Source organism: Rhodococcus sp. ENV425 (genome assembly GCF_002887785.1).
GTDB lineage: Bacteria > Actinomycetota > Actinomycetes > Mycobacteriales > Mycobacteriaceae > Rhodococcus > Rhodococcus aetherivorans.
The window spans coordinates 1-11,367 of record NZ_PCZU01000222.1; the positions used below are offsets into that span (position 1 = coordinate 1).

Genomic DNA, 11,367 nt, shown 5'->3' on the forward strand with positions numbered 1-11,367 from the left:
CGTGTCGGCAAGGTCACCCGCGCAGCGGGCCTCCGGCGAGCAGCGCCGTCGCCGCCGACCGGTACCGCTCGGCCACCAGGCGCACGATCGAGTCGTGCACCCCGAGCGGGGCCGCCACCCCGTCGGCGCCCGCATCGGCGAGACGCGCGTGGAACAGCCCGTCGGCGAGCAGGTACGAGGCGACGAACACCCGGCGCGCACCCGCGGCGCGCAGTCCGGCGACGACGTCCGGCACGCGCGGGGCACCCGTGGCGACGTACCCGACGCGCACGGCGACGCGCGCGAGGGCCGACAACATGTCCGCGGCCCGTCGCACGTCGCCGAGGGCGCGGGGGTCGGAGGAGCCCGCCGCGGCGAGCACCACCGCGTCACCGGGTTTCCAGCCGGCCGCGGAGAGCCGGTGCAGCAGCACCCGTGCGAGCACCGGGTCGGGTCCGAGCGCGCGGGTGACCGCCACGGCGGGATGCCCACTGTCGGCGACCTCGCGTGGCACGTCGGCGTGCACGTGGTAGCCGGAGGCGAGGAAGGCGGGCACCAGCACGGTGGGCCGGCCGGAATCGCGCAGCACCTCCGTCGGCGAGGGTCCGAGGACGTCGACGAACGCGACGCGGGTGGCGCCCACGTCGCGGGAGACGGCGTCGGCGAGGGACGCGATCATCTCGACGCCGCGCGGATTGCGCGTGCCGTGAGCGACGAGCAGCAGGGCCGGGTCGATCATGGTCACAACTCCTGATCCGGAACGGGGTCGGCCGGAGACGATGCCCCTAGCCGAGCGGGTATTCCTTGTCGGCGCAGCCCACCGGGTCGACCGCGAGCCGGTAGCCACGCTTGACGACGGTCTGCACGATCGTGGGGGCGCCGAGCGCGGACCGCAGCCGCGCCACGGCGGTCTCCACGGCGTGGGTGTCGCCGCCGCCGCCGGGCAGCGCGGCGAGCAGTTCCTCACGCGAGACGACCCGGCCGGGCCGGGCGGCGAGGGTGCGCATCAGCGCCATCGCGGCGGGCGCCAGGCAGCGGATCTCGCCGTCGACCACGACGCAGCGGCCGCGGACGCTGAGGACGTGCCCCCCGGCCTCGATGCGGTGGGCGCGCCGCGGCAGCTCTTCGGCCAGGTGCCGGGCGAGGGATCCGAGCCGGGCCCGGGCCGGTGCCGAGACCGGCACCTCCAGCTCGACCAGCGGCGCGGCCGTCACGGGCCCCACGCACACCGCGGTGACCCCGGTGCGCAGCGCGCGCAGCATCAACTCGAGCATGCCGGTGGCCTTGGAACGCATCAGCAGCGACGCGACGGCCGGCGCGCTGGTGAAGCTCACCGCGTCGATGCTGTGGTCGGCGATCTGCTCGATGAGCCGGTCCAGCGCGGTGGGGTCGTCGGGCGGGGTCCACCGGTACACCGGGACCGCCACCACGTCGGCACCGGCGTCGCGCAGCACCTCGCACAGGTCCGCGCCGGGTTCCCACTCGGTGCGGGCGCCGTGCAGCTGCACCGCGATCCGCACCCCCTCCACACCCTCGGCCAGCAGGTGCTCGAGCACCTCCGCGGACGACTCCGACGCCGGCGACCACTCCTCCCGCAGGTCGGCGGCCCGGATCGCGCCGGTGACCTTCGGCCCGCGGGCCAGGATGCGGCTGCCGCCCAGGGCCTCGCCGAGCTGCTCGGCGAGGCCCCAGCCGTCCGCGGCCCCCATCCAGCCGCGGAAGCCGATCGCCGTGGTGGCCACGGTGATGTCCGGCGGGGTGTCGAGGATGTCGCGCGTCACGCGCTCGAGCTCGGCGTCGTCCGCGAGCGGGATGATGCGGATGGCGGGTGCGTGGACAACCTCCGCGCCGCGCCGGGGGAGCAGGGTGGCGAACTCGTCGGCGCGGCGTGCGGCGGTGATGCCGATCGTGAAGCCGTGCAGCGGCGCGTTGTCCTCGCTCACGAACGCTCGCCGTAACCGCGGTGCACGGGCACGAGGCTGTGGATCTGGACGACACCGGCCCACACCCGCACGTCGTACACGGGCAGGCGGACCGACGGATCGTCGAGGCAGCGTCCGTCGTCCAGCGAGAAGACCTGCTTGAGCAGCGGCGAGGCGACGGTGGGCTCGCCGCTGCGGTCGCCGACGATCCCGCGCGACATCACCGCGGCGCGGCCGAACGGGTCGAAGTTGCCCACCGCCCGCAGACTGCCGTCGTCGAGCCGGAACAGCGCGGCCTGCTCGCCGCCGCGCAACAGCACGGCGACGCCGCGGCCGGGGATGAGGTGACTGAGCGGGCACGCCGACGTCCACTCCAGACGCCCGTCGTACACGCTGGCACGCGACGCGCGCTCGGGGGTGTGCGTCTCGATGACGGTCATGAATGTCCTCCTTGGAACTACGGACGGAATTCTCCGGGGCCGGTGTTTCTCGGGCGTTAACCCGAGATTCCCTCACGGTAAGAGGGCATTCCGACCAGCACCGGCACCTTCCGCTTGCCCGAGTCGTCGAACCGCACGGTCGGGTCGGCCACCTCGGGCGCGTTGACGAACGACACGAACCGGGACAGCTTCTCGGGGTCCTCGAGCACTCCCTTCCACTCGTCCCGGTACCCGGCGACGTGCTTGGCCATCGCCGCCTCGAGCTCGTCGCCGATGCCGAGGCTGTCCTCGCACACCACCGCCCGGAGGTGCTCGAGCCCGCCCTCGAGGGACTCGAGCCAGGGCGCGGTGCGCTGCAGGCGATCGGCGGTGCGCACGTAGAACATCAGGAACCGGTCGATGTACTTGACGAGGGTCCCGTCGTCGAGACCACCGGCGAGCAGCTGCGCATGCTTGGGCGACTGGCCGCCGTTGCCGCACACGTACAGGTTCCAGCCGTTCTCCGTGGCGATCACCCCGACGTCCTTGCCGCGCGCCTCGGCGCACTCGCGGGCGCAGCCGGAAACGCCGAACTTGAGCTTGTGCGGTGAGCGCAGCCCGCGGTAGCGCAGTTCGAGGTCGACGGCCATGCCGACCGAGTCCTGCACGCCGTACCGGCACCACGTCGAGCCCACGCAGCTCTTCACGGTGCGCAGGGACTTGCCGTACGCCTGGCCGGATTCCATGCCGGCGTCGACGAGCCGCTGCCAGATGAGCGGCAGCTGCTCGACCCGCGCACCGAACAGGTCGATGCGCTGGCCGCCGGTCATCTTGACGTACAAGCCGAAGTCGCGGGCGATCTCGCCGATGACGATGAGCTGCTCGGGGGTGCACTCCCCGCCGGGCATCCGCGGCACCACCGAGTAGGTGCCGTTCTTCTGGATGTTGGCCAGGAAGTGGTCGTTGGTGTCCTGCAGCGCCGCCTGCTGCCGGCCCAGGATGTGGTCCGAGTCGGTCGAGGCGAGGATCGAGGCGACGACGGGCTTGCAGATGTCGCAGCCGGTCCCCTGGCCGTACTTGGAGATCAGTGCCGAGAACGTGCGGGTGTTCGTGGCCTGCACGATCTGGAACAGCTCGGCCCGGGACTGCTCGAAGTGCTCGCACAAGGACTTCGACATGACCACACCGGACGCCGCGAGGAGCTGCTTGACGGTGGGCAGGCAGCCGCCGCACGTGGTGCCGGCGCCGGTGCAGGCCTTGACCTGGGCGATGTCGCACGCGCCGTCCGCGATGGCACCGCAGATCGTCCCCTTGGTGACTCCGTTGCAGGAGCACACCTCGGCGTCGTCGGGCAGCGACCCGGCGCCCGGCTTCTCTCCCGCCGGGGAGATCAGCGCCGCGGGGTCGCCGGGCAGCTCCCGGCCGACGAGCGGCCGCAGCGACCCGTACGCGGAGGCGTCGCCGACGAGGATGCCGCCGAGCAGTGTCTTCGCGTCGTCCGAGACGACCAGCTTGGCGTAGGTGCCCTTCGCGGCGTCCGACAGCACGACCTCGAGGGCGCCCGGAGTGGTGGCGTGCGCGTCGCCGAAGCTCGCGACGTCGACGCCGAGCAGCTTGAGCTTCGTGGACAGGTCGGCGCCCGGGAACTCGGCGGCGCCGCCGAGGAGCCGGTCGGCCACCACCTCGGCCGTGCTGTAGCCGGGGGCGACGAGGCCGTAGCAGGTGCCCTCGACGGCCGCGCACTCGCCGATCGCGTAGACCGCGTCGTCGGTCGTGCTGCGGCAGCCGAGGTCGGTGCGGACACCGCCGCGCGGGCCCAGCTCGAGCCCCGCGTCGCGGGCCAGCCCGTCCTGGGGACGGACGCCTGCGGAGAACACGAGCAGCGCGGCGTCGATCACCGACCCGTCGGACAGTTCCACCCTCAACCCGCCGGGGCCCTCGGTGATGCCGGCGGTGCCGACGCCCGTGTGCACCGTCAGCCCGAGATCGGTGACGAGCCGGGCGAGGAGCGCACCGCCGCCCTCGTCGACCTGCAGCGGCATGAGCCGGGGGGCGAACTCGACGACGTGCGGCGTCATGCCCAGCATCCGCAGCGCGTTGGCCGCCTCGAGGCCGAGGAGCCCGCCGCCGACGACGACGCCGACCGCTCCCGGAGCGGCCCGCTCCGCGCCGGCCCGGATGCCGTCCAGGTCGTCGAGGGTCCGGTAGACGAAGCACCCGGCCAGATCCTTGCCGGGAATCGGCGGGACGAAGGGGTACGAGCCGGTGGCCAGGACGAGCGCGTCGTACCCGATCACCTCACCGGCGTCGGTGGTGACGGTGCGCCCGGCACGGTCGATCGCCGCGGCCCGGGTGCCGATCCTCAGCTCGACCAGGTCGTCGCCCTCGTACTCGTTGCCGGCGAGGGCGAGTTCCTTCGAATCCCACGAGCCGACATAGGAGGACAGTCCCACGCGGTCGTAGGCGGGCAGCGGTTCCTCGCACAGCACCGTCACCGACCAGAGGTTCTTCTCGTCGCGGGCGCGCAGCGCCTCGACGAAGCGGTGGCCCACCATGCCGTGTCCGACGACGACAACAGACTTGTGGCTCATACCGTTTCCTTCTTCCTTGCGTACGTGATGGGGGGCCGGCCGCGGTCAGACGCGGGTGGCCACCGTGTCGGCGGTGACGTCGCGCGGTGCGGGCGTCTCCGCGGGCGGGGCGGTGGGTCGGCGCAGGAACACGGCCCAGGTGACGACGATGCAGACCAGGTAGAAGGCGAGGAACACCCAGAACGCCATGGTCGCCGACTTGGCTTCGCTGCTGTAGGACGCGCGCAGCACCAGGTTGATCCCGACGCCGCCGAGTCCGCCGATGGCGCCGGCGAATCCGATCAGGGCGCCGGACATGCTGCGCGCCCATGCGGCCTTCCCGGCCCGGTCGAGCGAGTCGAGGCTCTGCGCCTTGGCCTCGAAGATGGACGGGATCATCTTGTAGACGGAGCCGTTGCCGATGCCCGAGAGCAGGAACAGGGCGATGAACCCGAGGACGAAGGTCACCATGATGCCGCCGGTGGCGGCGCCGGCGGTGGCGTCGTCGAGGGTGCCGGCGGTGACGAGCAGTCCCGCCGCGAGGGCCATTGCCGCGAACGTGTACAGCGTGATCCGGCCGCCCCCGATCCGGTCGGCCAGCTTGCCGCCGAGGGGCCGGGCGATCGAGCCGAGCAGCGGGCCGATGAACGCGATCTGCGCGGCGTGCAGGGAGGCCTCGGCGGCGGTCGCGCCCCCGGCCAGGAAGTTGATCTGCAGCACCTGCCCGAACGCGAAGCTGAAGCCGATGAAGGAGCCGAAGGTGCCGATGTAGAGGAAGCTGAGGATCCACGAGTCGCGGTACCTCAGGGATTCGCCCATCGCCCGCAGGTCGGCGCGCTGGTCACCGAGGTTGTCCATGAACAGGGCCGCGCCGAGCGCGGCGAAGGCACACAGCACCAGGTAGACGGCACACACGATCCACGGCTCGGTGTTGCCGACGGTGGCGATGACGAGCAGGCCGACGAGCTGGACCACCGGCACGCCGATGTTGCCGCCGCCCGCGTTCAGGCCCAGCGCCCAGCCCTTGAGCCGCTGCGGGTAGAAAGCGTTGATGTTGGTCATCGACGAGGCGAAGTTGCCGCCGCCGAGTCCGGCGACCGCGGCCACCACCAGGAAGGTGGTGTACGAGAAGCCGGGGTTGAGCATCAGGTACAGGGCCGCGACGGTGGGGATCAGCAGCACCAGCGCGCTGAACACCGTCCAGTTCCGACCGCCGAACCGGGCCGTGGCGACGGTGTAGGGAATGCGCAGCAGCGAGCCCACGAGGGTGGGCACCGCGACGAGGAAGAACTTGCCGGCGGGATCGATGCCGTAGACGTCGGCCGGCATGAACAGCACCATCACGGACCAGATGGACCAGACGGAGAAGCCGACGTGCTCGGCCAGGACGGACCAGATCAGGTTCCGCTTCGCGATCTCCTTGCCGCCGGCTTCCCATGCCGCCGTGTCCTCGGCGTCCCAGTGTTCGATGCGGTGCTTGCGCGCGAACTTCGCACGCAGGCCTTCGGTCGGTGATACTCCGGTCGTTGCGGCCACCCCATGCCCCTTCCTCGGGTCGGTATCGATGGACCCAAGGTAGGAAACGGGTGTTGCCGCGGTGCTGCCCTCGGTGACTGCCGCGTCAAGAGATGCTCACCTGCGGCAGGAGGCCTCCGTGAGGTCGGCGCCGCGGGTGCTCGCGGGCTGTGGACCGGCACCGGAACCGCCCCAGGTGTCCTCGACGTACCGGGGCCGGCAGGCGACCCGGCCGGCGACGAGCACCACGAGCGCCGCACACCCGAGGAACGCGAACGGCGCCGTCCAGCCGCCGGTGGCCTCGCGCAGCACACCGACCAGCACCGGGCCGAGACACGCGACGGTGTAGCCGAGACCCTGGGTGAAGCCGGACAGTGCGGCGGACGCTGCGTGGGTGCGGGTGCGCAGGTTGATCAGGGTGAGCGCCATGGGGAACGTGGTCGGCCCGACGCCGATCGCCAGTACCCACAGCGCCGTGGCCGTCAGCGGCGCGAGCAGCAGACCGGTGAACCCCACCGCGTAGCACGCCACGCACACGACGACGAGCGGGAACGGATCCCGCATGCGGGCGCACGCGGCGGGAGCGACGAACGAGGCGGTCAGGCCGACGAACGAGAACAGGGCGATCATGGCGCCGCCGAGCGCCTCGCTGCCGCCGGCGTCGAGCAGCACCGCGGGGATCCAGGTGAACATCGAGTAGGTGATCAGCGAGGTCATGCCGAACATGCCGGCCATGCCCCACGCGACGGGCGAGCGCCACACCCGGCCGGGCGTGGGCTGGGAGTGCGGCGCGTCGCCGGCGGCCGGACGCGTGCCGCGGGCCCGGTACAGGACGCCGATCCACGGGATCGCCGCGGCGAACGCCCACGCCGCCCACAGCCCGATGGACCAGCGCCACCCGGCGGCCTCGGCGACGGGGACCGCCGCGAGGGCCGGCAGCACCGTCCCGATCTGGACGCCGACGATGTACACGGTGCTCACGACCGCGAGCCGGTCGGAGAAGTACCTCTTGACCAGTGGCGGGATCACCACGTTGCCGACCCCCATCCCGGCGAGCGCGAGCGCGGAGAACGCGAGCAGTGTCCACGTCTCGTGGGTCAGCGCGCGCGCTGCCATGCCGAATCCGGCGGCCAGCATCGCGACGAGGGCCGTGGCCTCGAGTCCGGCCCGGCGCGCGATGACGGGGGTGAGCAGCCCGAACACCGCGAACATCGCGGTCGGCACCATGCCGAACACGCCCACCACGGCGGGCGCGAAACCGAGCTCGGCGCGGATCTGCTCGGCGAGCGGGCTGAACGAGGTCACGGCGAGGCGCAGCGTGAGCGCGGACATCACGATCGCAACGAAGACCAGGAGCCGTCCCCGCAGGAGGGACGGGGACGAGGATCCGGCATCGGTGACAGCCACGAGTGAAATCATAGGATGACCCGACGTCTATCGTCGAAGGCGTTTTCCGGATGCAGGAAGGATCCCCATGCGCACCGTGCGACGCACCAGCCTCATCGCCCAGGTCACCGAGCAGTTGCGCGACCAGATCCGCACCGGCGCCTGGGCGGTGGGCACCCGCATCCCTCCCGAACCCGCCCTGGCCGAGCTGACCGGGACGGGCCGCAACACCGTGCGCGAAGCCGTGCAGGCGCTCGTGCACTCGGGGCTGCTGGAGCGGCGGCAGGGCTCGGGCACCTACGTCGTCGCCACCTCGGAGGTGGGCAGCGCTCTCGGCACCTACTTCGCCGACGCCCACGAGCAGGACGTGCTCGAACTGCGGCAGGCGCTGGACGTCACCGCCGCAGCGCTCGCCGCCCGGCGCCGCACCGACGCGGATGCCGCGCACCTGACCGAACTGTTCGACGCGCGGATGCGCGCGTGGGCCGACCCGCGTTCGGCCGCCGCCCTCGCCGCCGACGTCGCCCTGCACCGCGCGATCGTCGAGGCCAGCCACAACGCCGTGTACCTCGAGTTCTACGACTCGCTGCTGCCCGTCATCGAGGAGACGATCCGGCGCCGCGTCGACGAGACGGGGGCGGGGTTCCACGACGAGCACCGCGAGCTGGTGCTCGCCGTCGTCGCGGGAGAGCCCGGCCGCGCCACCGCCGCCGCGCTCGCGATGTTCGGGGAGCTGCGCGGCGGCGAAGGCTAGAGGAGCAGCCGCACCAGATCCGAGGTGTGTGCCAGCCCCGGGAACGCCTCCTCCGTGGAGCGCGGATGCAGGGCGTGCACGGCGAGCCGGAACATCACCGCGCGCAACAGCATCTGCGGCCATTCCGGCAGGTCCTCCCACCGGCCGATGAGCTCGTCGTCGGCCCCGCCCCACGACAGCGCGTCGACGACGGCGACACCGGCCGCCCACGACGCGGGCCGCCAGTAGGGGGTGATGTCGGTCAGGCCCGGCGCGGCGCTGCCGGCGAAGAGCACGGTGCCGAACAGGTCACCGTGCACGAGCTGATCGGGCAGGTGGACCGGCTTGCGCAGCGTCGCGAGCTGGTTGATCAGGTCGATGCTCTTGCGTCCGTCGGGAGTGACGGTTTCCGGGGCGCCGGCGGCGCGGGCGGTGCGCAGGGGCACCGCCTCCCACGCCGCGCGGTCGGCGGCGACGAACACGTCGACGTCCTCCCACGGCGCCACGGGCGGCTGCATGAGGAAGCGCGGCCGCTCCAGCTGGGCGGTGGCCGCGTGCAGCCGCAGCGACAGGGCCACCACCTCGTCGTGCCGCGGTTCGGAGGTGCCCACGATGTAGGTGTCGGCGCGCCAACCGGAGACGACGTAGCGGCCGTCGGTGGAGCGGACGGGCCGCGCCAGTCGCACCCCGTCGACCCCGAGGGTCTCGCGCACCTTCGCCGACCACGCTGCGCGGGCATGGTCGGCGACCGGCGAGAGCACCACGTCGCCGCACCGCCAGCCACCGTCCCAGTCCGCCCCGAGCGGGACCGGTTCGACGTCGCGGAGGCCGAAGGTCGAGCGCACGTGCTGCGGGGGTTCGAGGGGACTCACGGGGCACACCGTACAGTCGGCGCCGCCCCGTTGAGGGGAAGGCACTCCGTTACCCGGGGACACCATTCCCGCATCGTTATCTTCCCCGTATTCCCCTCAGTACACGGGCAGCGAAGGGTCCACCTGCTGCGCCCACGCGAGCACCCCGCCCTGCAGATGCGTGGCGTCCGCGAAACCGGCCTCCTTCAGCACTGCGAGGGCCTCGGCCGAGCGGATCCCCGTCTTGCAGTGCAGCACGATCGGCCTGTGCTGCGGCAGCTCCGCCAGCGCCTCGCCGGAGAGGATGCGGTCCTTCGGGATCAGCCGCGCCCCCTCGATGTGGACGATGTCCCACTCGACCGGCTCGCGCACGTCGATCAGCTCGATCTCCCGGTCCGACTCGAGCAGCCGGCGCAGCTCGGTCGGGGTGATGGTGGACTCGGCGAGGGCGGCTGCGCCGTCGTCCGGCACCACACCGCAGAAGGACTCGTAGTCGACCAGCTCGGTCACCGGCACCCGGCCCGGGTCGCGGCGCAACGTCACCGTCCGGTAGCTCATCGCGAGAGCGTCATAGATCATCAGGCGTCCGAGCAGCGACTCGCCGATGCCGGTGATCAGCTTGACCGCCTCGGTGGCCATGATCGACCCGACGGACGCGCAGAGCACCCCGAGCACGCCGCCCTCGGCGCAGGACGGGACCATCCCGGGCGGCGGCGCCTCCGGGTACAGGTCCCGGTAGTTCAGCCCCCGCCCGTCCGGTGCGGCCTCCCAGAACACCGACACCTGTCCCTCGAACCGGAAGATCGACCCCCATACGTACGGCTTGCCGGCGAGGACCGCGGCGTCGTTGACGAGGTAACGGGTGGCGAAGTTGTCGGTGCCGTCGAGGATCAGGTCGTACTGCTCGAACAGTGCGACGGCGTTGCCGGGGTCCAGGGGCACCGGGTGCAGCCGCACCTCCACGTTGTCGTTGATCCCGCGGATCGTGTCGCGGGCGCTCTCCCCCTTGGGGCGGCCCACGTCGGCGATCCCGTGGATCACCTGCCGTTGCAGGTTGGACGATTCGACATCGTCGAACTCGACGATGCCGAGGGTGCCGACACCCGCCGCGGCGAGGTAGAGCAGCACCGGCGAACCGAGGCCGCCGGCGCCGATGCACAGCACCCGCGCGTTCTTCAGCCGCCGCTGCCCCACCACCCCCACCCCGGGGATGATCAGGTGCCGGCTGTAGCGGGCCACCTCCTCGCGCGTCAGGTCCGCAGCGGGTTCCACCAGAGGTGGTAATGGGCTCACGACAGCTCCTCGGCCGGCTCGATCGGGCGGTTACCCGATTGTCCCATCCTCACGCCCGCGGATACGGCCACGGGTTGAACCTGCAGGTGAGTCCGTCGCGGGGGACGAGGCCCTCGGGATCGAGGCCGGCGATGTCGTCGTTGGCGGTGCCGAAGGACTGCTGCATCATGATCGGCGCGAGGCCCCCGTCGCTGCCGCACCCCTCGTGGGCGGCGAAGCCGATGGCGTGCCCGACCTCGTGGTTGATCTGATACTGACGGTAGGAGCCGATGTCACCCTGGAATGCGACGGCGCCACGCACCCACCGCGGCTCGTTGAGCAGGACCCGGCCCAGGCCCGGGTTGTAGCACGACACCTCCAGCTCGATGTCGTACCCGCAGCCCTGCCGGATCGTCATCTGGGACGTCAGCGACACCCGGAAGTCGGGCACGCCCTGATCGACGCGACGGAACGCGAACGCCGGGTCCTGTGTCCAGCTCTTCGGGTTGGCCAGGGTCTCGTCGACCATCCGGGCGAACGCCGCGTCGCCGCCGTAGCCGGTGGCGTCGACCCCGTCCTCGATCTCCACGGTGTAGGTGTAGACGCGGCCGGTGCCGACCTGACCGCTGGTCCCGGGCACCACCCGCCAGGTGCCGGCGCCGGCCACCGTGAACGGCCCGCCGTCCGGGAGCGCGCCGGACGGCAGATCGGCGGGGAACG

At 72.1% G+C, this 11,367-nt stretch carries 10 protein-coding genes; 1 reads left to right on the forward strand and 9 read right to left on the reverse strand.

The window, feature by feature from the left end; translation table 11 throughout:
* Positions 1 to 13: 13 nt before the first annotated feature.
* The 6 genes from CQZ88_RS19410 to CQZ88_RS19435 all read right to left on the reverse strand — a co-directional run bounded on the left by CQZ88_RS19410 (position 14) and on the right by CQZ88_RS19435 (position 7,824).
* Positions 14 to 718, reverse strand: coding sequence for a sirohydrochlorin chelatase (locus CQZ88_RS19410; protein WP_102800173.1), 705 nt, complete (start codon positions 716 to 718; stop codon positions 14 to 16).
* A gap of 46 nt (positions 719 to 764) precedes the next feature.
* Positions 765 to 1,922 (reverse strand): uroporphyrinogen-III synthase, encoded by a 1,158-nt coding sequence (locus CQZ88_RS19415; protein WP_102800174.1) that lies wholly within the window; start codon positions 1,920 to 1,922, stop codon positions 765 to 767.
* Positions 1,919 to 2,341 (reverse strand): nitrite reductase small subunit NirD, encoded by a 423-nt coding sequence (gene nirD, locus CQZ88_RS19420; RefSeq protein WP_006942743.1) that lies wholly within the window; start codon positions 2,339 to 2,341, stop codon positions 1,919 to 1,921. The genes CQZ88_RS19415 and nirD overlap by 4 nt, the downstream gene beginning before the upstream one ends.
* 56 nt (positions 2,342 to 2,397) lie before the next feature.
* Complete coding sequence (gene nirB / locus CQZ88_RS19425) at positions 2,398 to 4,911, reverse strand: nitrite reductase large subunit NirB (protein WP_065922412.1); 2,514 nt, start codon at positions 4,909 to 4,911, stop codon at positions 2,398 to 2,400.
* Between the two features lie 45 nt (positions 4,912 to 4,956).
* Positions 4,957 to 6,426 carry a NarK/NasA family nitrate transporter gene (locus CQZ88_RS19430; protein WP_029544583.1) on the reverse strand — a complete coding sequence of 490 codons (1,470 nt, stop codon included), beginning with the start codon at positions 6,424 to 6,426 and terminating at the stop codon, positions 4,957 to 4,959.
* A 96-nt stretch (positions 6,427 to 6,522) separates the two neighbouring features.
* The gene (locus CQZ88_RS19435; RefSeq protein WP_102800175.1) at positions 6,523 to 7,824 is read right to left on the reverse strand and encodes an MFS transporter; all 1,302 of its coding nucleotides are present in this window, start codon (positions 7,822 to 7,824) and stop codon (positions 6,523 to 6,525) included.
* A 55-nt stretch (positions 7,825 to 7,879) separates the two neighbouring features.
* Between CQZ88_RS19435 and CQZ88_RS19440 the strand changes: the two genes are divergently transcribed.
* A complete protein-coding gene (locus tag CQZ88_RS19440; protein WP_006942737.1) occupies positions 7,880 to 8,545 on the forward strand; it encodes a FadR/GntR family transcriptional regulator in 666 nt (221 codons plus the stop codon).
* Here the strand turns inward: CQZ88_RS19440 and CQZ88_RS19445 are convergent.
* From CQZ88_RS19445 to CQZ88_RS31405, 3 genes are all read right to left on the reverse strand, one after another.
* On the reverse strand, positions 8,542 to 9,396 hold the full coding sequence (locus CQZ88_RS19445) for a TIGR02569 family protein (RefSeq protein WP_006942736.1): 855 nt from the start codon (positions 9,394 to 9,396) through the stop codon (positions 8,542 to 8,544). The genes CQZ88_RS19440 and CQZ88_RS19445 overlap by 4 nt on opposite strands.
* 96 nt (positions 9,397 to 9,492) lie before the next feature.
* Entirely contained in the window at positions 9,493 to 10,668 is a 1,176-nt protein-coding gene (gene moeZ, locus CQZ88_RS19450; protein WP_102800176.1) for an adenylyltransferase/sulfurtransferase MoeZ, read from the reverse strand.
* Positions 10,669 to 10,717: 49 nt separating this feature from the next.
* The coding region (locus tag CQZ88_RS31405; protein WP_258008684.1) for a DUF3152 domain-containing protein at positions 10,718 to 11,367 on the reverse strand (650 nt) is incomplete at its 5' end.

Excerpts from the sequence above, each read along its gene's own strand:
- CQZ88_RS19440 (WP_006942737.1), top strand. The coding sequence starts at position 7,880 with ATGCGCACCGTGCGACGCACCAGCCTCATCGCCCAGGTCACCGAGCAG.
- CQZ88_RS19435 (WP_102800175.1), bottom strand. The coding sequence starts at position 7,824 with ATGATTTCACTCGTGGCTGTCACCGATGCCGGATCCTCGTCCCCGTCC.
- nirD (WP_006942743.1), bottom strand. The coding sequence starts at position 2,341 with ATGACCGTCATCGAGACGCACACCCCCGAGCGCGCGTCGCGTGCCAGC.
- nirB (WP_065922412.1), bottom strand. The coding sequence starts at position 4,911 with ATGAGCCACAAGTCTGTTGTCGTCGTCGGACACGGCATGGTGGGCCAC.
- CQZ88_RS19410 (WP_102800173.1), bottom strand. The coding sequence starts at position 718 with ATGATCGACCCGGCCCTGCTGCTCGTCGCTCACGGCACGCGCAATCCG.